Origin of the sequence: Tessaracoccus aquimaris, assembly GCF_001997345.1 — a bacterium.
Taxonomy (GTDB): domain Bacteria; phylum Actinomycetota; class Actinomycetes; order Propionibacteriales; family Propionibacteriaceae; genus Arachnia; species Arachnia aquimaris.
Genome location: NZ_CP019606.1, coordinates 1,326,895 through 1,349,218, shown reverse-complemented (window position 1 = coordinate 1,349,218; position 22,324 = coordinate 1,326,895). Strand labels below are relative to the sequence as shown.

The 22,324-nt window shown below is 69.3% G+C and carries 15 protein-coding genes and 6 pseudogenes; 11 read left to right on the top strand and 10 right to left on the bottom strand.

The window, feature by feature from the left end; translation table 11 throughout:
* The first annotated feature begins 121 nt into the window (after positions 1–121).
* The 7 genes and pseudogenes from hisI to trpA all read left to right on the top strand — a co-directional run.
* Positions 122–448: a phosphoribosyl-AMP cyclohydrolase gene (gene hisI, locus BW730_RS06345; RefSeq protein ID WP_226997106.1), complete on the top strand. Its 327-nt coding sequence runs from the start codon at positions 122–124 to the stop codon at positions 446–448.
* On the top strand, positions 445–1,935 hold the full coding sequence (locus BW730_RS06340; RefSeq protein WP_226997105.1) for an anthranilate synthase component I: 1,491 nt from the start codon (positions 445–447) through the stop codon (positions 1,933–1,935). The genes hisI and BW730_RS06340 overlap by 4 nt, the downstream gene beginning before the upstream one ends.
* Positions 1,932–2,333 (top strand): hypothetical protein, encoded by a 402-nt coding sequence (locus tag BW730_RS06335; RefSeq protein ID WP_145952749.1) that lies wholly within the window; start codon positions 1,932–1,934, stop codon positions 2,331–2,333. The genes BW730_RS06340 and BW730_RS06335 overlap by 4 nt, the downstream gene beginning before the upstream one ends.
* A gap of 43 nt (positions 2,334–2,376) precedes the next feature.
* Complete coding sequence (locus BW730_RS06330) at positions 2,377–2,583, top strand: HGxxPAAW family protein (protein ID WP_077685517.1); 207 nt, start codon at positions 2,377–2,379, stop codon at positions 2,581–2,583.
* Positions 2,580–3,373, top strand: a pseudogene (gene trpC / locus BW730_RS06325) (indole-3-glycerol phosphate synthase TrpC). Before BW730_RS06330 ends, trpC begins: the two are co-directional and overlap by 4 nt.
* Positions 3,370–4,604: pseudogene (gene trpB, locus BW730_RS06320) on the top strand (tryptophan synthase subunit beta). The pseudogenes trpC and trpB overlap by 4 nt, the downstream one beginning before the upstream one ends.
* A pseudogene (gene trpA / locus BW730_RS06315) lies at positions 4,601–5,424 on the top strand (tryptophan synthase subunit alpha); the annotation flags it as partial. The pseudogenes trpB and trpA, both read left to right, overlap by 4 nt.
* 27 nt (positions 5,425–5,451) lie before the next feature.
* Here the strand turns inward: trpA and BW730_RS06310 are convergent.
* Positions 5,452–6,641: pseudogene (locus BW730_RS06310) on the bottom strand (MFS transporter).
* 324 nt (positions 6,642–6,965) lie between these two features.
* Here BW730_RS06310 and BW730_RS06305 point away from each other — a divergent pair.
* From BW730_RS06305 to rpiB, 4 genes and pseudogenes are all read left to right on the top strand, one after another.
* Complete coding sequence (locus tag BW730_RS06305) at positions 6,966–7,784, top strand: DUF8017 domain-containing protein (protein ID WP_077685516.1); 819 nt, start codon at positions 6,966–6,968, stop codon at positions 7,782–7,784.
* A gap of 608 nt (positions 7,785–8,392) precedes the next feature.
* Positions 8,393–12,919, top strand: a complete 4,527-nt coding sequence (gene gltB, locus BW730_RS06300) for a glutamate synthase large subunit (RefSeq protein WP_077685515.1) — start codon at positions 8,393–8,395, stop codon at positions 12,917–12,919.
* Positions 12,912–14,375 (top strand): annotated as a pseudogene (locus BW730_RS19945) (glutamate synthase subunit beta). The gene gltB and the pseudogene BW730_RS19945 overlap by 8 nt, the downstream one beginning before the upstream one ends.
* Before the next feature lie 96 nt (positions 14,376–14,471).
* Entirely contained in the window at positions 14,472–14,951 is a 480-nt protein-coding gene (gene rpiB, locus BW730_RS06290; protein ID WP_077685514.1) for a ribose 5-phosphate isomerase B, read from the top strand.
* On the opposite strand, the gene BW730_RS06285 is transcribed toward rpiB, so the two are convergent.
* The 9 genes and pseudogenes from BW730_RS06285 to BW730_RS06260 form a co-directional block, all read right to left on the bottom strand.
* Positions 14,927–15,430, bottom strand: a complete 504-nt coding sequence (locus tag BW730_RS06285) for a nucleoside deaminase (RefSeq protein WP_077685513.1) — start codon at positions 15,428–15,430, stop codon at positions 14,927–14,929. The two genes, rpiB and BW730_RS06285, sit on opposite strands and share 25 nt — an antisense overlap.
* 147 nt (positions 15,431–15,577) lie before the next feature.
* Positions 15,578–16,636 carry a glycoside hydrolase family 130 protein gene (locus tag BW730_RS06280; protein ID WP_077685512.1) on the bottom strand — a complete coding sequence of 353 codons (1,059 nt, stop codon included), beginning with the start codon at positions 16,634–16,636 and terminating at the stop codon, positions 15,578–15,580.
* Between the two features lie 16 nt (positions 16,637–16,652).
* The gene (locus BW730_RS18045; RefSeq protein WP_226997104.1) at positions 16,653–17,477 is read right to left on the bottom strand and encodes a carbohydrate ABC transporter permease; all 825 of its coding nucleotides are present in this window, start codon (positions 17,475–17,477) and stop codon (positions 16,653–16,655) included.
* Entirely contained in the window at positions 17,474–18,385 is a 912-nt protein-coding gene (locus tag BW730_RS18040; protein ID WP_145952748.1) for a carbohydrate ABC transporter permease, read from the bottom strand. The genes BW730_RS18045 and BW730_RS18040 overlap by 4 nt, the downstream gene beginning before the upstream one ends.
* A 55-nt stretch (positions 18,386–18,440) precedes the next feature.
* The gene (locus tag BW730_RS06270; RefSeq protein WP_077685511.1) at positions 18,441–19,781 is read right to left on the bottom strand and encodes an ABC transporter substrate-binding protein; all 1,341 of its coding nucleotides are present in this window, start codon (positions 19,779–19,781) and stop codon (positions 18,441–18,443) included.
* 107 nt (positions 19,782–19,888) lie between these two features.
* Positions 19,889–20,401: a LacI family DNA-binding transcriptional regulator gene (locus BW730_RS19135; RefSeq protein ID WP_237267990.1), complete on the bottom strand. Its 513-nt coding sequence runs from the start codon at positions 20,399–20,401 to the stop codon at positions 19,889–19,891.
* Entirely contained in the window at positions 20,377–20,709 is a 333-nt protein-coding gene (locus BW730_RS19130) for a type 1 periplasmic-binding domain-containing protein (protein WP_226997258.1), read from the bottom strand. The genes BW730_RS19135 and BW730_RS19130 overlap by 25 nt, the downstream gene beginning before the upstream one ends.
* Positions 20,710–20,821: 112 nt before the next feature.
* Positions 20,822–20,905: pseudogene (locus BW730_RS20275) on the bottom strand (hypothetical protein); the annotation flags it as partial.
* A gap of 386 nt (positions 20,906–21,291) precedes the next feature.
* Positions 21,292–22,179 (bottom strand): outer membrane protein assembly factor BamB family protein, encoded by an 888-nt coding sequence (locus tag BW730_RS06260; RefSeq protein WP_077685510.1) that lies wholly within the window; start codon positions 22,177–22,179, stop codon positions 21,292–21,294.
* Between the last annotated feature and the right edge of the window lie 145 nt (positions 22,180–22,324).

Sequence of the window (22,324 nt, the reverse complement as noted above, 5' to 3'; positions counted from 1 at the left end):
GCACTGGTTCCCTGGGAACTGAGCGTGGCAACGTCGAGGCGCTGCCTCTACGGCGTCGCGACCTGCCCGCCCCAGCGGACGGCTGAGCACGCGGTACTGCCGACTTGGCACAATGGGCCACATGCCGGAGATCCACTACAACGCCGACGGGCTCGTGCCCGCCATCGCCCAGGACGAGGACACCCGCGAGGTGCTGATGCTCGCCTGGATGAACGAGGAGGCACTGCGCCGCACCCTTGCCACCGGCAAGGCGACGTACTGGTCGCGCTCCAGGCAGGAGTACTGGGTCAAGGGCGAGACGTCGGGGCACCACCAGGCGGTCGTCGACGCTGCCCTCGACTGCGACGGTGACGCGATCCTGCTGACGGTCCGCCAGACCGGCGCCGCGTGCCACACCGGCAACCGCACCTGTTTCTTCACCGACCTGACCGCGCAGGACCTCACGTGATCATCGCCCCAACCCTCTCCGAGTTCACTGACCTGGCCAAGGACCGCCGCGTCATCAGCGTCTACGCCAAGCTGCTCGCCGACGACCTCACCCCCGTGAGCGTCTACCAGGCGCTCTGCGGCGCCCGCGAGTCGACATTCCTGTTCGAGTCTGCCGACGCCGGGGTGTGGTCGCGCTGGTCGTTCATCGGCGTCCGCACCGCCTCGACCCTCACCGAGACCGACGGCCGCGCGCACTGGCTCGGCAGGGAACTGGTCGGCATCCCCGACGACGGGGACCCCGTGCAGGTGCTTCGCCAGACCCTCGCGGAGCTGGCGACCCAGCAGATCGACACTCTGCCGCCCTTCCATGCGGGCATGGTCGGCTACCTCGGCTACGACGTCGTGCGGCGGCTCGAGAAGCTGCCCGACACCACCGTCGACGACCTCCAGATCCCCGAACTGGTCATGATGCTCACCAGTGAGCTCGCCGTCTTCGACCATCACAAGGGCGAGCTGTGGCTGATCGCCAACGCGATCAACTTCGACGGCACCGACGAGGGCGTCGAGCGCGCCTACTACGGCGCGGTCGCCGCCATCGAGGCGATGGCTGAGCAGCTCCGCCAGCCGCGCGCCAGCCTCGCCTGCCAGGAGGGCGAGCCCCGCACCCCGCGCATCGACAGGCAGCGCACCTCCGAGGAGTACATGGCGCTCGTCGACGAGGCAAAGGAAGAGATCCGGGCGGGGGAGGCGTTCCAGATCGTCGTGTCGCAGCGCTTCGACATCCGCACCGACGCCGACGCGCTCGAGGTCTACCGCGCGCTGCGGCTGACCAACCCGAGCCCCTACCTGTACCTGCTGCGGCTCCCCGGCTTCGCCGTGGTCGGCTCGAGCCCGGAGGCGCTTGTCACCGTCAGCGACGGTGTGGCGACCACCCGGCCGATCGCGGGCTCCCGCCCTCGCGGCAAGACGCCAGAGGAGGACCGCAGGCTGGCCGAGGAGCTCGTCGCCGACCCGAAGGAGAAGGCCGAGCACCTGATGCTCGTCGACCTCGGTCGCAACGACCTCGGCCGGATCAGCGAGCCGGGCAGCGTCACGGTGCACGAGTTCGCGAAGGTGCACCGCTACTCGCACATCATGCACCTGGAGGCCGAGGTCTCGGGTCGCATCGACGCCCGGCACAGCGCGCTCGACGCGGTGTTGTCCTGCTTCCCCGCGGGCACGCTGTCGGGCGCGCCGAAGGTGCGGGCCATGGAGATCATCGACCGGCTCGAGGCAAGCAGGCGCGGGCTGTACGGCGGGGTCGTCGGCTACTTCGACTTCGCTGGCAACGCCGACGTCGCCATCGCCATCCGCACCGCGCTGATCAAGGACGGCGTCGCGCACGTGCAGGCGGGGGCGGGCATCGTCGCCGACTCGGTCGCGGAACTCGAGGACGCCGAATGCTCGCACAAGGCGCGCGCGGTCGTCACGGCGATCGGCCGGGCGGAAGCGATGGCGCGACCGTGACCGGCCGCTGGCCCGTCACGCTGCTCGCCGTCGTCGGTGCGCTGCTCGCGGGTGTCTCCGCTCAGGCGGCGGGCTCGACGCTCGCATCGGTGGGGTGGGCGGTCGCCGCGGGCGTCGGCCTGTCGCTGATGCTGCGCGGCTTCGGGCTGAGGGTCGTCGGGGTCCTGTTGGCCGTCGTCTCGATCGGCGGCATCGCCTGGTCGGCGCAGGCTGGCCAGTGGCTGCCGCTCGCCGGATTCGTCCTCAGCCTGGTCGCCTCCGGGGGCTTCGTGATCTGGGGCCCCTCATGGCGCCATCGGCAGCGCACCCGATCGGACGCGCCCGCCGACCTGTGGAAGACCATGGACGAGGGCGTCGACCCGACCGATGAACATAGCTCGCCTCCCGAGAGCGATTGAGGGTAGGCTCAGCCACGACGTTTCCTCCCGAAAGGCCGGTCTCATGGCGCAAACCCCGAAGTTCTACCACCACGGGAAAAGCCCTGCCGCTTGGGCAGGCGTGGTCGTCGCGGCCGTCGGGTTCGTGATCGCGGCCATTGGCTCCGTGATCGGCCCGAACTGGGCCGTCGCCATCGTCGGAGGCGCGATCGTGCTCGTCGGAGGACTCGTGACCATGGTGATGAAGGCCATGGGCTACGGGCAGCCGTGAGTGTCCTCGACGACATCATCGACGGAGTCCGACTCGACCTCGACGCACGCAAGGCCCATCGCCCGCTCGCCTCGCTGAAGCAGCAGGCCGCATCGCTGGCGCCCGCGCTCGACCCGATGCCACGGTTCCGCGCGCCGGAACTGGCGGTCATCTCCGAGGTCAAGCGGAAGTCCCCGTCGAAGGGGCATCTCGCCGAGATCACCGACCCGGCCAAGCTCGCCGCGTCCTATGCGGCGGGCGGCGCGGCCGCGATCTCCGTGCTCACCGAACAGCGCCGCTTCAACGGCACCCTCGCCGACCTTGACGCCGTCCGGGACGCAGTCGACATCCCGGTGCTCCGCAAGGACTTCATGGTCGAGGAGTACCAGTTCTACGAGGCGCGCGCGCACGGGGCCGACCTGGTGCTGCTCATCGTGGCAGCGCTGGACGATGCCGACCTTGCCCGCTTCCTCGACCTCACCCACGAACTCGGCATGACGGCGCTCGTCGAGACCCACACCGCAGAAGAGGTCGACAGGGCGCTGGCCGTCGGCGCCGAACTGATCGGCGTCAACAACCGCAACCTCAAGACCCTCGACGTCGACATCGACACCTTCGGGGGCTCGCCGAGCGGATCGGCCAGCGCGCCGTCAAGGTCGCCGAGTCCGGCATCACCGACACCGACGACGTGGCAAAGGTCGCCGCACAGGGAGCCGACGTGATCCTCGTCGGTGAGGCGCTCGTCAAGCACGGCGACCCCACCACCGCGATCCGCGACTTCATGGCCGCCGCAGAAAGGGCCGAGGCATGAGCCAGCCTGACATCACCGGACACTTCGGACGCTTCGGAGGACGGTTCGTCCCGAGGCGCTGCAGGCCGCCCTCGACGAACTGACGCAGGCCTTCGACGAGGCGATGGCCGACCCCGGGTTCCACGCCGACCTCGAGAAGTTGCAGCGCGACTACGCGGGCAGGCCGACCCCGATCACCGAGGCCGCCAACTTCTCCGAGCACGCGGGCAACGCCCGCATCCTGCTTAAGCGCGAGGACCTGAACCACACGGGCGCCCACAAGATCAACAATGTGCTCGGGCAGGCGCTGCTGACCAAGCGGATGGGCAAGACGCGCGTGATCGCCGAGACCGGCGCGGGCCAGCACGGCGTCGCGACCGCGACCGCCGCAGCACTGCTCGGCCTGGAGTGCCGCGTCTACATGGGCGAGGTCGACACCAAGCGACAGGCGCTCAACGTCGCCCGGATGCAACTGCTCGGCGCCGAGGTCTACGCCGTCGCCGCCGGGTCGCGCACCCTCAAGGACGCGATGAACGAGGCCATGCGCGACTGGGTCACCACCGTCGACTCAACGCACTACCTGATCGGCACCGTCGGCGGCCCACACCCGTTCCCGTACCTGGTGCGTGAACTGCAGCGCGTCATCTCCACCGAGGCCCGCCAGCAGATGCTCGACGCGTACGGCACGCTGCCCGACTACGTCGCGGCCTGCGTCGGCGGCGGCTCCAACGCCATCGGCATGTTCGCCGACTTCATCCCCGACGCCGACGTGAAGCTCTACGGCTTCGAGGCCGCGGGCGACGGCGTCGAGACCGGCAGGCACGCCGCGACCATCACCGCAGGCACCCCCGGCGTGCTGCACGGCGCCCGCACCTTCGTCCTGCAGGACGAGGACGGCCAGACCATCGAGTCGCACTCGATCTCCGCCGGGCTCGACTACCCGGGCGTCGGACCCGAGCACGCCTGGCTCGCCGACACCGGCCGCGCCAGCTACGAGCCGGTCACCGACGCCGAGGCGATGGACGCGTTCCAACTGCTGACGCGCACCGAGGGCATCATCCCGGCCATCGAGTCGGCCCACGCGCTCGCGGGCGCCCAGCGCCTCGGACGCCGGATCGCCGAGACCGATCCCGACGCGACCCCGACCATCCTGGTGTGCCTCTCCGGCCGCGGGGACAAGGACGTCGCGACCGCCTTCGAATACTTCGGCCTCTCGGGAGAGCCGGACAAGACCGTTGGGGGCTTCGAATGAGCCAGTTCACCGACCAGCAGCGCCTCGGCCTGTCGGGCCGCGTCGTGGCCGACCGCCTCGACGCGGGTCGCCCCGCCCTCGTCGGCTACCTCCCCGTCGGTTACCCGAGCGTCGCCGACTCGCTCGACGCCGTCCGCGCCATCGTCGAGGGCACCGAGGGGCGTGGCGTCGACATCGTCGAGATCGGCATCCCGTACTCCGACCCGCTGATGGACGGCCTCGTCATCCAGCACGCCACCACCCGCGCCCGCGAGCGTGGCGTCCGCACCCGCGACGCCTTCACCGCCGTCGAGGCCGTCGCCTCCGCCGGGGCGACCCCGATGGTGATGACGTATTGGAACCTCATCGAGGCCTACGGCGCCGACGCGTTTGCGCGCGATCTCGCGGCCGCAGGCGGCGCGGGCGTTATCACGCCCGACCTGCCCCGGACGACTGCCCCGAGTGGTTCGCCGCGACCGACGAGCACGGCCTCGACCGCGTGTTCCTGATCGCGCCCAGCTCGAAGGACGAGCGCATCGCCATGACCATGGAGTCGTGCCGCGGCTGGGTCTACGCCTCAAGCGTGATGGGCGTCACCGGCACAAGGGCCGCCACCTCCGACGCCGCCCCGGTGATCGTCGATCGGGCCCGCGCCATCGACCCGAGCCTGCCCATCGGCATCGGCCTCGGGGTCAGCAACGCCGACCAGGCCGCCGAGATCGGCGAGTTCGCCGACCTGGTGATCGTCGGGTCAGCGCTGCTGAAGTGCCTCGACTCCGACGGCGCCGACATGGCGGGCGACCTCGCCCGGCTCCGCGCCCTCGCCTCCGACCTTGCCGGGGAGTCGAGCGCTCGCGCCGCTGACGCCTCAGCCGACCGCACCCCTACGGTCGACGATCCTGTTGACCAGTTCCGACATTGCGAGCATCAGCGCAACAAGCACGCCCAGATACAGCGGCAGGATGCGGAGCCCGAGCCAACCGGACAGTGCCCCGAACAGCGGAGGCATCAGCGTCACGCCAAGGTAGGCGCTCGCCATCTGGATGCCGATGATCGACTGGGAGTTCTCCCGGCCGAAGTTGGTGGGCGTCGAGTGGATGATCGCCGGGTAGACCGGCGCGCTGCCGAAGCCCGCGACGACAAGCCCCGCAAGCGCCACGACCGGGGTGGCGAGCGGCAGGGCGATCATCGCGATGCCGAGCGCGACCAGCAGCCCGCCGAAGCGGACCAGCCGCCTGTCGCCCACCCGGTCGGCGACGAAGCCGCCGAGGAACCGGCCGCCGGTGATGCCGAGCAGGTAGAGCGAGGCGAACGCGGCGGCGGTGGCGGGCGCGACGCCGCGATCCTCCACCAGATAGGTCGCGGCCCACAGCATCGTGGTCGACTCCAGGGCGCAGTAGGCGAAGAAGGCGATCAGGATCTGGGGCGCGCCGGGCAGTCGCAAGGTCCCGATCAGCCCCAGGGGTTTCGCCGCGGGCGCGGCGTCCTCGTGGTCCGGCGTCTTCTCCGGGTGCACCTTCCGCCACACGGGAAGGGTCAGGATCAGCACGACGGTCAAGGCGACCTGGATGATGCCGACGATGCGGTAGCCGGCCGACCAGTCGCCGTTGCGGGTCAGCGCGAAGCTCATGATGAAGGGGCTGATGGAGGCCCCGACGCCCCAGAACGAGTGCAGCCAGTTCATGTGCCGGGACGAGTAGTGCAGCGCCACGTAGTTGTTCAGCGCTGCGTCGACAGCGCCTGCCCCAGCCCGTACGGCACGGCCCACAGGCACAGCGCCCAGAACGACGTCGACAGGGAGAACCCGAGCAGCGCGGTCGCCGTCATCGCGACGCTGACGGTCGTCACCATCGCTGCGCCGAAGCGGCGCGTCAGCCGGTCGGACAGCAGGCTGGAGACGATCGTGCCGATCGCGATCACCATCGTCAGGATGCCCGCGAACGACAGCGGCACGCCAAGGTCGGCGTGCATGACGGGCCAGCCCGCGCCGACGAGGGAGTCGGGCAGTCCGAGGCTGATGAACGCGACGTAGATGATCGCCAGGAGAAGTGCGTACACGCGGTGTCCTTCGGCTAGGCAGAACGGCAAGCCTAGCCGGGGTGCCCTTCGGCGCCGAACGCCGGGCGGTCTGGTCCAGCGGCGGGCTAGCCTGTGCCGGATGAGCCAGCCGCCCCCGGATCGCCCGGACTTCCTGCCGCCCGGGGTCCAGCCGCAGCCTCCGGCACACACGCCCGGGCCGAACTGGGGGCCGGCTCAGGATCGCTACGGCCACACCCCGGCCGCCCAGGGATCGCCTCCACGTCCCCGACCCGACCGGGACCGATGCAACCGGGACCGATCCGACCCGCGCCGGTGCCGCCAAGCCGCTCGAGGCTGACGTGGGTGGTGGTGCTGGCCCTCCTGATCCCCGCGCTCGGGATCGGGTGGTACCTGGCGTCGCGCCCCGGCCTGGTCGACACGGACCCCTGGCCGACGCCGCCCGGCACGCCCGTGCCGACAATCACGCCGAGCGACTACTCGGGCATCAACCCAGGCTGGGATCCGTCCAACGGGAGCGGCCCGTTCTCCGAACCGCGCGAGTCGCGTCCTCCCGTGCAGCCGCCGACCGCAACACCAAGGCAGGAATGGCCAGACCTCGAGGGCCCCGTCACGCCCGTCACCGAGTGGACGAACGTCGACGGCGGCACCGAACGGGGCTCGTACCGGATCCCGTCGTCCGGGTGGACGTACAAGGACGGGCTGATGATCGGCTTCGAGACGATGCAGCGCGTCATCGGCGGAAACATCGTGTCCTTCGACCGGGAGTTTGAGTGTCAGGGCGACTACTGGAGCGCGGTGATGCTGCGGAAGGCCGCGGCCGATCAGCCCGACCTGAAGCGCTTCACCCGGCTCCTGGTGATGGACTGGGCACAGATGCGCAACACCGAGTACGAGGGCGACTACTACGAGATCCCCGCCGCGACGGTCGAGCCGTTCACCTTCGCCGACGGGGGAGAGGGGTTCATCGGCAGCGTCAGTTTCGTGCCGATGTACCAGAGCAAGTACAGCTGCAACACCCCCGCTATCCGGATCAGCGCCGTCACGCGCACCCATGATGGGCTGGCCTATCAGATGCTCGCGATCACCCATATCGGCGACGCGCAGTCCCTGCCGCTGGCCACCGAACGCGAGATCCTGGCGACCTTCACCGTCGGGGAGTGATTCTCCCGCCCTCCAAGCCTGTCGGGCGCGTTTCTCTGCTTGTCGATCGGGCGCGGTGCGGGTAGTTGTTTGAGCATGTTTGGTAACTCGTTGGTGATCTGAACGTTCAAACGTGCCGAAATCGGCAACGAGCAACCGAACATGCTCAAGGATCCACCCAGCGCACGCGCTCTACGGTGCAGGACCAGGTGCTGCCTCGATGGACTACCCGGACCTGGTCCGGTTGCTGTGTGGGTCTCGGACGTCTCGACAGGCTCGACGAGCGGTGGTCCCTGAGCTTGTCGAAGGGTCCCGTTGCCGTGCGGGTGTCGGACGTCTCGACGAGCTCGACGAGGGGTGGTCCGTGGGCTTGTCGAGGCGCACCGCGCCCGCCGAACGCGGGGTCAACGCAGTCGGCCCGCGGCGCCATCGCGCCTTCCCTGAGCATTTTGGCTAGCCAGAACTCGCCAAAAAACCATCGGGTGGGCTCATGTTTCGGCCGCGTAACAATTATGCGAAGAGAATTCGCACGGACCTGATCTGGGTTGGTTGACGCGAAACCGCGCCCTTACTGTTTTTCCGCTGGTGCAGTGCGCCAGCGTGCCCACCCGAACTGAGGAGGTCCTTCGATGGCCCAGAGCGTCTTTCCGCATCGCGAGAAGGTGGGGCTCTACGACCCCTCCTACGAGCACGATGCCTGCGGCGTCGCCTTCGTCGCGCACCTTGACGGTGAGGCCAGGCACGACATCGTCGCAAAGGGCCTCGAGGCGCTGCGAAACCTCGACCACCGCGGCGCGACCGGAGCCGACGAGGCGGCCGGCGACGGGGCTGGCATCCTGATCCAGGTCCCCGACGCGTTCCTCCGTGGCGTCGTCGAGGCCAAGCTTCCAGAGGCGGGCGAGTACGCCGTCGGGATGGCCTTCCTGCCGGTCGACGACGAGGCCCGCGCCGAGGCAAAGGCCCGCATCGAGGAACTCGCAGACGAGGCGGAACTCGACGTGCTCGCCTGGCGCGAGGTGCCCGTCCAGACCGAAACCCTCTCGCCTATCTCCGTCGGTGCGATGCCCCGCTTCGAGCACCTGATCGTGGCGGGCCGCACGGGCCAGTCGGGCATCGACCTCGACCGCTTCACCTTCGTGCTGCGCCGCCGCGCGCAGCACGAGGCGGGCGTCTACTTCGCGTCGCTCTCCTCGCGCACCCTCGTCTACAAGGGCATGCTGACCACCGACCAACTCGAGGAGGTCTTCCCCGAACTGCACGACGAGCGGGTCGCCTCCGCGCTGGCGCTCGTCCACTCCCGCTTCTCCACCAACACGTTCCCGGCGTGGGAACTGGCGCACCCCTACCGGATGATCGCCCACAACGGCGAGATCAACACCGTGCGCGGCAACCGCAACTGGATGCGTGCCCGCGAGGCGCTGCTCACCTCCGACGTGTTCCCCGGCTCGCTGGACAAGCTGTTCCCGATCTGCAGCCCAGATGGCTCCGACTCGGCGTCCTTCGACGAGGTCCTCGAACTGCTCCACCTGGGCGGCCGCTCGCTGCCGCACGCCGTCCTGATGATGATCCCCGAGGCCTGGGAGGGCCACGCGGAGATGGACCCGGCCCGACGCGCCTTCTACGAGTTCCACTCCATGATCATGGAACCGTGGGACGGCCCCGCCTGCATGACGTTCACCGACGGCTCGATCATCGGAGCCTGCCTCGACCGCAACGGACTCCGGCCCGGCCGCTACTGGGAGACGCGCGACGGGCTCGTCGTGTTCGCCTCCGAGGCGGGCGTGCTGCCGATCCAGACGGAAGACATCGTCGCCAAGGGGCGGCTCCAGCCTGGCAGGATGCTGCTGCTCGACCTCGATCAGCACAGGATCCTCTCCGACGACGACGTCAAGGGCGCGCTCGCCGCGGAGCAGCCATACGAGAAGTGGGTCGCCGAGCACAAGATCGAGCTCGACCACCTGCCCAGCCGCGCGCACATCGTCCACTCGCACAGCTCCGTCACCCGCCGCCAGCAGACGTTCGGCTACACGCACGAGGAGCTCCGTCTGCTCGTCGCGCCGATGGCAAACGGCGGCGCAGAGGCGATCGGCTCCATGGGCACCGACACCCCCGTCGCGATCCTGTCCTCCCGGCCTCGGCTGATCTTCGACTACTTCAAGCAGTTGTTCGCCCAGGTGACCAACCCGCCGCTCGACGCGATCCGCGAGCAGCTCGTCACGAGCCTGACCGCCAAGATCGGCCCCGAGCGCAACCTGCTCGAGCCGACACCGGAGGCCGCCAGGATGATCACCATGAGCGGCCCGATCCTCGACTCCGAGCAGCTCGCCAAGATCGTGCGACTCAAGGAGGGCACGGTCCCCGGCTACTCGACGCACGTCGTCAAGGGCCTCTACAAGGTCGCAGGTGGAGGCCGGGCGCTCGCCGCCAAGCTTGACGAGCTCAGCCGGGAGGTCTCCGCGGCGATCCGCGGCGGCGCACGCGCGATCGTGTTGTCGGACCGGCACTCCACCGCAGAGCTGGCGCCGATCCCGTCGCTGCTGCTGACCGCCGCGATCCACCACCACCTGGTGCGCGAGAAGACCCGCACCCAGGTCGGGCTCGTCGTCGAGGCGGGCGACGTGCGCGAGGTGCACCATGTCGCGCTGCTGCTCGGCTACGGCGCGGCCGCAGTGAACCCCTACCTGGTGTTCGAGACTGCTGAGGATCTCGCCCGCCGCGAGATGTACGTCGACGTCTCCCCGGAGAAGGCCATCGCCAACGTCGCGAAGGCGTTCAACAAGGGCGTGCTCAAGGTGATGAGCAAGATGGGCGTCTCGACGGTCGCCTCCTACACCGGCGCGCAGATCTTCGAGTGCATCGGGCTCAGCCAGGACGTCGTTGACGCCTACTTCACCGGCACCTCCAGCCGGCTCGGTGGCCTCACGCTCGACCAGTTGGCCCAGGAGATCCGCGACCGCCACCTCGACGCGTATCCCGCCGACGGGATCCCGCTCGCACACCGCGACCTTCTGATCGGCGGCGAGTACCAGTGGCGACGCGAGGGCGAGCAGCACCTGTTCGATCCCGAGACGGTCTTCCGCCTGCAGCACTCGACGCAGACCGGCGACTACGCGGCGTTCAAGAAGTACTCGGCGCTGGTCAACGACAACTCGCGGCGCATCATGACGCTGCGCTCGCTGATGCGTTTCGTGGACCGCGACCCGATCAGCATCGACGAGGTCGAGCCGGCCAGCGAGATCGTGAAGCGGTTCTCCACCGGCGCGATGAGCTACGGCTCCATCTCGATGGAGGCGCACCAGACGCTCGCCGTCGCGATGAACCGGATCGGCGGTAAGTCGAACACGGGGGAGGGCGGCGAGGACCCGGAGCGGCTCCACGACCCGTCGCGCCGGTCCGCCATCAAGCAGGTGGCCTCGGGGCGCTTCGGCGTCACCTCGGAGTACCTGACCTACGCAGACGACATCCAGATCAAGATGGCCCAGGGCGCCAAGCCTGGCGAGGGCGGCCAGTTGCCCGGCCCGAAGGTGTACCCGTGGGTCGCCCGGACGCGCCATTCGACGCCGGGCGTCGGGCTGATCTCGCCGCCGCCGCACCACGACATCTACTCCATCGAGGACCTCAAGCAGCTGATCCACGACCTCAAGTGCGCCAACATGTCGGCGCGCGTGCACGTCAAGCTGGTCTCCGAGATCGGCGTCGGCACGGTCGCGGCGGGCGTCAGCAAGGCGAAGGCGGACGTGGTGCTGATCTCCGGCCACGACGGCGGGACGGGCGCCGCACCGCTCACCTCGCTCAAGCACGCGGGGGCGCCGTGGGAGCTCGGCCTCGCCGAGACCCAGCAGACGCTGCTGCTCAACGGCCTGCGCGACCGGATCGTCGTGCAGTGCGACGGTCAGCTCAAGACGGGGCGCGACGTGATCGTCGCGGCCCTGCTCGGCGCAGAGGAGTTCGGCTTCGCGACCGCGCCCCTTGTGGTGTCGGGCTGCATCATGATGCGCGTCTGCCACAAGGACACCTGCCCGGTCGGTGTCGCCACCCAGAACCCCGAGTTGCGGGGCAAGTTCCACGGCGATCCGGACCACGTCGTCAACTTCTTCATGTTCATCGCGGAGGAGGTGCGCGAGCTCCTCGCGCAGTTGGGCTTCCGCACCCTCGAGGAGGCCATCGGCCACGTCGAGCTGCTGAACGTGAGCGAGGCCGTCGGGCACTGGAAGACCCAGGGCCTGGACCTGCAGCCGATCCTCACCCGGATCGACGTGCCGGAGGGCACCGAGCTGTACCACACCACCACGCAGGACCACGGGCTCGGCGACAAGCTCGACGTCGAACTGATCCGGCTCGCGGAGCCCGCCCTCGCACGCGGCGAGCGGGTGCGCCACAGCCTGCCGGTGCGAAACGTCGACCGGACGGTCGGCACCATGCTCGGCCACGAGGTCACCAAGGCGACCGACGGCAAGGGGCTGGAGCCGGGCACGATCGAGTTCACCTTCACCGGCACCGGCGGCCAGAGCTTCGGCGCGTTCCTGCCACGCGGCGTCACCCTGCGGCTGGTCGGCGACTCGAACGACTATGTCGGCAAGGGCCTCTCGGGCGGCAGGATCGTCGTGGCCCCGCAGCCCGACGCGGGCTTCGATGCTGCGACTCAGATCGTGGCTGGCAACGTGATCGGCTACGGCGCCACCTCCGGTGAGCTGTTCCTGCGCGGCGTCGTCGGCGAGCGCTTCTGCGTGCGCAACTCGGGCGCGACCGCGGTCGTCGAGGGCGTGGGCGACCACGGTGCCGAGTACATGACGGGCGGGGAGGTGCTCGTCCTCGGCCCCACCGGACGCAACTTCGCGGCCGGCATGTCCGGGGGCGTCGCCTGGGTCCTCGACCTCAACCCGCTACGACTCAACAACGAACTGGCCGACCCCGTCGAGATGACGGAGGGCGACATTGCCCGCGTCAGGCAGTTGATGGAGCAGCACCGTGAGGAGACCGGTTCGCTGGTCGCCGACGCGCTGCTCGCGCTCGGCGACGACGACCTGGCGGGGCGCTTCACGAAGGTGCTGCCGCGCGACTACGCCCGGATCATGGCCGTCAGGGAGATGTCGGCCGCCGACGGGCTCGACGAGAACGAAACCACCAAGCTGATGATGGAGGCCGCTCATGGCTGATCCCAGGGGATTCATGACCACGCCGCGCGAGGTCGCGGCCCGCCGTCCCATCGAGGAGCGCGTCCACGACTGGCAAGAGGTGTACCCGGGCAGCCCCGGCCGCGCGCTGCTTCCGATCATCTCGAAGCAGGCCGGTCGCTGCATGGACTGCGGCATCCCGTTCTGCAACAACGGCTGCCCCCTTGGCAACCTGATCCCGGAGTGGAACGACCTGGTGTGGCGGGGGAGTGGCAGCCGGCGCTTGAGCGCCTGCACGCGACCAACAACTTCCCGGAGTTCACCGGAAGGCTCTGCCCTGCTCCGTGCGAGACGGCCTGCGTCGTCGGCATCAACCTCGATCCGGTGACGATCAAGAACGTCGAGGTCGCCATCATCGACAAGGCGTGGGACGACTCGCGCGTCACGCCGCAGCAGCCGGCCTGGCACACCGCCAAGACGGTCGCGGTCGTCGGCTCGGGCCCCGCTGGGCTCGCCGCCGCGCAGCAGTTGACGCGCGCCGGGCACACGGTGGTCGTCTATGAGCGCGCCGACGCCATCGGCGGGCTGCTGCGCTACGGGATCCCCGAGTTCAAGATGGAGAAGTCGGTGCTGAACCGGCGCCTCAAGCAGATGGTGCTCGAGGGGACGCAGTTCAAGACCGGCGTCAACATCGGCGTCGACATCACAGGCGCCGAACTGCTGGAGCAGTACGAGGCGGTCGTCCTCGCCATCGGCTCGACGCTGCCGCGCGACCTGCCGGTGCCGGGACGCGAACTCGGGGGATCCTGCAGGCCATGGAGTTCCTGCCGCAGGCCAACCGCGCCGCGGTCGGCCAGAGCGTCGAGAACCAGGTCACGGCCGAAGGCAAGGACGTCGTCATCATCGGCGGCGGCGACACCGGCGCCGACTGCCTCGGCACCTCGATCCGACAGGGTGCCCGCACGATCACCCAGTTGGAGATCATGCCGATGCCGCCCGAGCTCCGGCCCGGAAACCAGCCTTGGCCGACCTATCCGATGACGTTCAAGGTCACCTCGGCGCACGAAGAGGGCGGCGACCGCGTCTACGCCGTGTCGACCAACCGGTTCGTCGGCGACGACCAGGGCAACGTTGCGGGCCTCGACATTGTCGAGGTGCGCTTCGACGCGGGCAGGTTCGTCCCGGTCGAGGGAACCGAACGGCACATCCCGGCCCAACTCGTGCTGCTCGCGATGGGCTTCTCCGGCCCGCAGCAGGCGGGCCTCGTCGAGGAACTCGGCGTCGAACTCGACCCGCGTGGCAACATCTCGCGCGACGAGAACTACGCGACCACCGTGCCTGGGGTCTACGCCTGCGGGACGCGGGCCGCGGCCAGTCCCTAATCGTGTGGGCCATCGCCGAGGGCCGAAGCTGCGCTCAGGGCGTCGACGCGTTCCTCAGCGGCTCCTCAAAGCTGCCCCGCCCGATCGGCCCGGAGGTGCGCCAACTGCTCGCCTGAGCATCGGCATCGCCTTGCATCGCGGCCGGTGGGGTCACGTTGAGCCACCGGACGCGAGGCCATAGGCTTGCCGGAACACCGCCGAAGGGACACATCGTGCGCATTGCCATCGCGAGCGACCACGCAGCCATCGAGTTCCGCAGGGACCTCGCCGACTCGGTGCGCGGGTCGGGTCACGAGGTGACCGACTTCGGCACCAACGACCCGACGAAGGCCGACTACCCGTACTTCGCGCGGCTCGTCGCCGAGGGGGTCGCGGCGGGGGAGTTCGACCGCGGGATCCTGGTATGCGGCACGGGGGTCGGCATCTCGATCGCGGCCAACAAGGTGGACGGCGTGCGCTGCGTCGTGTGCTCCGAGCCCTTCTCCGCCGTGCTGTCGCGCAACCACAACGACACCAACGTGCTGGCGATGGGTGCCCGCGTGATCGGCGTCGAGATGGGCAAGATGATCGCCGGCATGTGGCTGGAGGCAGGCTTCGACGGGGGCGATCGCCACCAACGCCGCGTCAACCAGATCATGGCGCTGCAGAACGGCGTCGAGGTTGAGGATCAGGTCGACCCGGGGCTCTGCTGAGACCCCACCAAGTGGCGGCGCTGCAGCGACCTGACGCGCTCAGTCAATGACGGCTCGGGGCCGTCTACCTGAATCGCGGGCGCCACGACGGCGATCGGCAGCGGCGCGACCGGAGCAGGTTCAACGCCCCACGCGGTGAGCCACTCCACCAGTTGAGCCGACGACGACGCATAGACGATCCGCCCCAGCCCCGCCCACGCGTGGGCGGCCGCGCACATCGGGCAGTGCTCCCCGGAGGTGTAGACGACGCACGCCGCCCGCTCGGCGGGCTCCAAGTTGGACGCCGCCCACCGGGCGATCTCGAACTCCGGGTGCCGCGTCGCGTCGCCACCACCTGTGCGGTTGTGATCCTCGAACAGCACCTCGCCGGTGGGGGAGACCAGCAGCGAGCCGAACGGCTCCTCGCCCGACTCGACGGCGGCCTCCGCGAGGTCGACGGCCCGGGTGAGGAAGCGGCGGTCCGGATCGCTGATGGTCATGGCGCAACGTTAGCCGGGAAAGAATCGACAGCCGGGAAAGAAGTGCGGGGCCCGGTCCTGGGGGAAGACCGGGCCCCGCGCACGCGCCGGAGACCCGCCGTGCACCGGAGCGGAGCGACCACCGGGGGTCGGGTCGCGGCTCCGGGGTCAGAGGCGCCGCAGTCGCGCCACGCCGATCCTCGAGTCGGCCATCCCGTAGAACACGTTCCAGCCGTCGTCGGCGGGCTCGATGGCGGTTGGGAACACCACGTTGGCCACCGTCCCGTCCGTCTCGTCGGCCGTCTCCGGCACCAGGAGCGGCTCGGGGGTCCGGGCAATCACGCGGGAAGGGTCGTCGGCGTCGAGGATCATGATCCCCGCCGCGTAGTGGACGTTGGCCTGCGGCACGAAGGCGCCACCCTCGATCTCCCCGGTCACGCCGTGGTGGATCACGAGCCACCCCTCCTCGACGCGCAGCGGGGCGGGTCCGGCGCCGATCTTGAGGGCCTCCCAGCCGAACCGCGGCGTGGCCACCTCGCGGTGCCCGACCGGGCGCGTCAGCGCGCTCAGGTCGGCCTCCACGGCTGCGACCGGCACGTAGGAGATCCAGATACTCGCCCGCTCGTCGGTCGCGGTGGCGGGAAGCGGCGGCCGCTCCTGGGGCCGGGTGAAGCTGAAGTCCCACATGGGCCGGTGCAGCAGCGCGAAGCATGGCTCGCCGTCCGGCCCCGGGACCGGCTCGGGGAAGTAGACGACGTCCTTGTTCGGGAACAGGTTGAGGTCGGTGTCGAGTTCGTCGACGTATCCGAAGCGGATCGGGCCGAGGCGCCGCCAGTCGACTCCGTCGTCGGAGACGGCGACCGCTGGGACCGGGCCGAGCGGTCCGAACGCGACGTAGGTCATGACGTGGAGGCCGAGCGCCGGGATGGTCGTGATCCGTGGGTCCTCGACGCCGCCGTGGTCGACGCCGCGCTCCCACCCGCGCTCCGCCTCGAGGACCACGCCGAGGCGCTCGACGTCGACGGGGACGTCTCCGTCGAAGACGACGCGCGCCCTGCCGACCCGGGAGACGTTGCCGGCAGCGACCAGCCGCGGGTACAGGTACAGCTCGCCGGACGAGTCGCGCACGGTCGCCGGGTTCAGGACGCCGTCGGCCTCGCGCGGGTCGGTCGGGTCGGGCGTCATGAGGGTGCCGAGCCGCTCAAGCGTGTACGGGATGTGATGCATGGGTATCTCCTGAGCCTCAGCCCTTGACGGCGCCGAGGACGCCGTTGACGAGGTAGCGCTGGATGAAGATGTAGCCGACCACCAGCGGTGCGGCCACGAGGAAGGTTGCGGCCGCCAGCAGCGGCCACTGGTTCGAGTAGGTGTCGCGGAAGTTGTAGAGGCCGCGCGTGATCGGGAACTTCGCGGGGTCTGCCAACAGCACGGTAGCAAGGATGATCTCGTTCCAGATCCAGACCCCCTGGAGGATCGCCACGGTGGTCAACGCGGGCTTGGCGAGCGGCACCACGAACGTGAACAGGTAGCGCCAGTAGCCGATCCCGTCCATCGCGGCGGCCTCGTCAAGTTCGCGCGGCACCGAGGAGACGAAACCGCTGAACAGCAGCGGCCCGATCCCGACGCCTGCGCCGACCATCAGCACATACCCGAGCCGGTTGTCGTACAGCCCGAGCTTGAGGAGCAGTTGGAACTGCGTGATGAGCGCGTTCGGGAGGAACAGGATCACCACGAAGACGATGGACCAGAGCTTCCCGCCCCAGATGTAGCCGCGCGCGACGGGGAACCCGAGCAGCAGCGTCACGAGCGTCCCGATCAGGGTCCCCCCGACCGTGTACAGGACGGAGTTCAGGATGAAGGCCCCGAAGCCGCCCTGCTGCCACGCCTGCGGGAAGTTGCCCCACTGCGGATCGGAGACCAGCCCCACCGGGTCGGCGAAGAAGGCGTCGTTCGACTTGAGCGCGGTGTTGAGCAGGTACAGCAGCGGAAACAGGAACACGACCAGGATCACCGCGGCGCGCAGGTAGGCGCCCCACGGAATCCGGCGGCGTCGTCGAGTGGCGGTCACAGCCGCACCTCCCGCCCTCGCAGGTACCACAGGGATGCGAGCGCGATGACGGCCACGATGACGAACTGGACCATCGAGACGGCGCTCGCATAGCCCTGGGACTGGGAGAGCGAGGTGCCCGACTTGCCGCCGAAGCCCTGCACGTAGACCAGCAGCGAAAGCACCTGGGTCGCCTTGTTGAACGGCCCCGTCAGGACGTAGGTGAGTTGGTAGCTCTGCAGCGCGTTGACGATGCCGAGCAGCACGTTCGCGGTGATGGCGGGGGAGAGCATCGGCAAGGTGACGAACCGGAAGCGCGCCCAGCGACTGGCCCCGTCGATGGCCGCGACCTCGTACAACTCCTCGGGGATCGCCTGCAGGCCCGAGAGGAAGATGATCACCGAGACGCCCATCACCATCCAGATCTGCACCACGATGACCAGGGCCATCGCCAGGTTGGGGTCGCCGAAGAACGCGGAGTCGCCGCCGAAGGCCTGCACGACCGAGCGCGCAGGGCCGCCGGTCACGTTGAACATCAGCGACCAGATCAGGCCCGTGACGGTCACTCCGAGGATCGTCGGCATGAACACCACGGCCCGCACGAAGTTGCGGGCGCGGATCCGCTGGTTGAGGACGATCGCGACGCCGAGCGCCAGGACGATCTGGGCCACCGTCGAGACGCCCGCAAAGACGATCGTGTTGCGGATCGCGTTGACGCTGTCGCCCCACTTCGCCGGCGAGAAGAACGACACGTAGTTCTCGACGCCGACCCAGTTGACGGGGATGCCGGGCAGGCCGCGCAGGTCCGTGAACGACACCACGAGGACCGCAACGGCCGGGATCAGGCCGAACACCAGGAGCATCATGAGGGCCAGCGTGAAGCTCACCCGCATCGAGGCCCGGCGTGGGAAGGGGAAGCTCTGCGCCATCGCCCATGCCTTTCGAGGAAGGGTCCCGGGGCGGCAAGGCCCCGGGACGAGGCGGTCAGAACCCGGTGCCCCAGGCCTGCTGCGCCGCGTCAGCGGCCTGCTGCGGCGTCGAGGTGCCGAGCGGGGCGAGCGCCGGGTAGTTGAAGGGGTAGGCCGCATCCTGGCCCGCCTTGTTGTTGGCGATCCAGACCTGGCCCCAGACGGTCTCGAAGGTGCCGGTGTAGGGCGCGATCTCCTCCAGGAAGCCGGAGGTGGCCATGTTGGGCTGCGCCGAGGAGAACCCGGTCGTCTCGAGGAACTTCTGGTAGTTCTCCTTCTCCGAGAAGAAGTCCATCCAGGCGAGCGCCGCCTGCTTGTTCTTCGACGAGGTCGGGATCGCCATCTGGAGTTCGATCTTGCCGTTGACGGTCTTGTTGGCGGCCGCGTCGTCGCTTGCTGGGAACGGGAAGTAGCCGATCTCGAACTTGTCGCCGACAGCGGTCTGGATGGTCGTGGTGTTCCAGGTGCCGTCCGACATCATCGCAAAGGTGCCGTTGGCGAACTGGCCAGGCAGGTCGTCGTAGCCGGTGCCCGCGAAGTTGGGCTGCGCGTACTGGAAGACCTTCTCGGTCTTCTCGAGGATCTCAAGCGAGGGCCCCTCGTCGAGCTTTGCCTTGTTGATCCACAGGTCGGCGGCGAGGCCCTGCTTGTCCTCCAGCGTGGGGAGCACGCCCGCCGCGGCGCCGAGCATGATCAAGCCCGCGGGCCAGGTGTCCTTGCCGCCGATGCCGTACGGGGTCACGCCCTTGCCCTTGAGCGTGTCGAGGACCGAGACGAACTCCGTCCACGTCGTGGGGACCTCGACGCCGTTGTCGGCGAAGATCGACTTGTTGTAGAAGACGCCGGTGACGTAACTGGCGCCGGTCGGCATGGCGTACTGGCGTCCGCCGATCGCCTGGGCATCGAGCATCGTCGGCGTGAAGCGCTGCATGAACGGCTCGTCGGTCAGGTCGACGAGGCCACCCGACTGCGCGAGCAGCAGGTCGTCGGAGGCGGAGTCCTTGGCGTAGTCGGGGACCTCCGCAAGGTTGAGGGCCACGAAGATGCCGAGGTTGCCCGCTGTAAGGCGCGACGACTTGGTCTGCGGGAACGTGTTGTTGTCGACGGCCGAGTAGATGACCTTGACGTCGGGGTACTTCTTCATGAACGCGTCGCTGACGTCCTGGAAGGCCTTGTCGGAGCCGGCGGCCGAGCCGGTCAGGATCTGAAGCTCTCCGGAGATCGCGCCACCGTCGCCGGAGGGCGTCGAGCCGGTGGCCGCGGGCGAACACGCGACGAGGCTGATCGCCGCGAGGGCCGCGGTCACGCTCGTGGTGGCGCGGCGCCAGGTGCGTCCGCGCGAAGCTGTTCTTGCCATGCTCTATCTCCCTTGATGACGCCCGGGGAAGAATCCCGGTGGCTACCGAAACGTTTCGGTAAAGAGAGTGTGGCAGGTGGAAAGGAGCTTCGCAAGGGGCAATGCGGTCAGCGCATTGGAGCGGCGGCGATCGAGTCGCGCCACACCGGGGTGGCCGCCTCGACGACGGCGGGTTCGGGGGAGTCCCCGTCGATCACCTCGAGCAGGATGCGCGCGGCCTCGTGGCCGACCCGCCTGGCCGAGGCGCGGACCGAGGTGAGGCGGGGCGGGACGAACTCGCCGAGTTGGATGCCGTCGAAGCCGACCACCGAGAGGTCGGCAGGGACCGCGACGCCCCGGCGTTGCAGTTCGGCGACGAAGCCGAGCGCCGAGAGGTCGTTGGCGCAGAACATCGCGGTCGGCAAGGGGCCGGGGAGCGAGAGCAGGGTCTCGGCCGCGGCGATGCCTCCCTCGTAGGTGAAGGCGGCGTCGATCACGGGGCCAGGCGTGAGGTCGTGCTCGGCGAGGAAGTCCCGCCAGACGCGCTCGCGCTGGCGCGAGTGCACGTAGTCGCCCGGGCCGGCCAGGTGCCCGATGTCGCGGTGCCCGGCGGCGGTCAGCGCGGCGAGGAGTTCACGCACGCCGCTCTCGTGGTCCTGGCGCACGTGCGGGAGGGGAATCCGGGGTCGGGGTTGATGCCGACGGCGGGAAGGCCCAGTTCCTGCACGAGGGCGACGCGCGGGTCGTCGAGGGTGAGTTCGTTGAGGATGACGCCGTCGACGCGTCTGTCGGCGGAGAGTCGTCGGTAGCGCTCCAGGTCGTCCTCGGGGTCGCGCTGGACTGCAGCACCAGGGCGAAGCCGGAGCGGTCGAGCATCTCCTCGATGCCGCCGATGAAGGCCCGAAGAAGGGGTCCAGTTCGAAGACCTCCGGGTCGCGGTGCACCACAAGGCCGATGGCGTAGGCCTTGCGTCCGGAGAGCGCCTTGCCGCGCAGCGAGGCCACGTAGCCGAGTTCGTCGGCTGCCCGCATGATCCGCTGCCGGGTCGCGTCCGAGACTCCCGGCCGGTCGTTGAGGGCGCTGGAGACGGAACTGATCGCCACGCCGGCGCGCTTGGCGACGTCGACGATGGTCACCCGCTTCATCCAGACTCCCTATGGCTCGCGACGTGCGCGGACCCGCGCGCACGACCACGATAGCTTTCCGCCGTCTCGCGGTGGCCGCACCGCGCCCATCCGGTGGTTGGCTGCGGCGTTGAGCAGCATTCTCAACTCGAGTCCCGTTTGATCGTTCAAGCGCGTTCCGCGGCCCAGCGAACGCGGAATGCTGCTCAACGCCGGACCCGCGCCGCGCTCGAGCGCTGGGAGGTGGCCTGTCCGGTGGTTGGCTGCGGCGTTGAGCAGCATCCGCAACTCGAGTCCCGTTTGATCGTTCAAGCGCGTTCCGCGACCCAACGAACGCCGAATGCTGCTCAACGCCCAACCCGCACTGGGTCCGACCCGACCCACACCCTGCCCGATCCACACAGCGCCTAGCGGAGGCGGGTGATGGTCTCCTTCGAGATGGCGAAGAGGGAGCCCGCGGCGTCGGCGAAGATCATCTCCTCCTCTGTGGTGTAGGTGTAGTTCACCTTCCCGTCGGGGCTGATCGCCCAGAGTTTCTCGGCCTCGCCCTGCCGGGTCGAGAGAAGCAACTGGTCCTCGCCGCGCCAGGTCGCGGGGAAGGTCTGGAGGACGACCTCGAGTTCCGAGCGCTGCTTACCTGTCCCCACGTCCAGGAAGGTGACGAGTCCGGCGCCGGAGGACTCGGCCAGGCCCTGCTCGTCGTAGCCGACCACGGCGAGGTCGCCCCCGATGACGGCGAACTGTTCGGCCTTCTCCACCTCGGCCTCCCAGATCACGCCACCGGTGGCGGGGTCGAGGCGGGACACGCTCGTCGGCGTCGACACGATCAGAGCGCCGTTGAGGTTCAGCGCCCGCTGCCCTGACGCCTCCCACCGGGTGCCGCCGTCCTCGCCGAGGCCGGTGACGGTGCCCTCAGTGGAGGCGGTCACGATCACGTCGTCGAACCACGTCAGGGAGACGTTGCGGGACCAGTCCGGGATCGTGCCGTCGCTCAGCGTCAGCGCGGCGATCGCCTCGGGGGACCTCTGGAGGGTGTTCGACGGTAGCCGGAACACGTTGCCGGTTACGGCCTCCGTGACGAACGCGTGCCCGCCGTGCACGTCGACCATGGTGTCGCGGACCATGAACGGCATCGTGGCCAACTCGGTCGTCCAGGCGGCGTCGGCCGGGTCGTGCGACCGGAGTTTCGACAGTCTGGGGTACTGCTCGTCATCCGTGCGGGCCAGGTACCAGAGGCTCCCGTCGGAGGCACTGCCGTACCACGCGTCGACCTCGGTGGTGTAGGTCTCCTTCACCGCCCCGTCGGCGCGGTCGAGGAGGTAGAGCCGGTCGTCGGAGTGCGCGACGAGTAGGTCGGTGCCCGTGAGCGGCCGGACGTTGACCTGGAAGGCGTCGCCGCCCAGTTCGGTCCGCCAGACGTCCTTGCCGTCGGCGACCGTG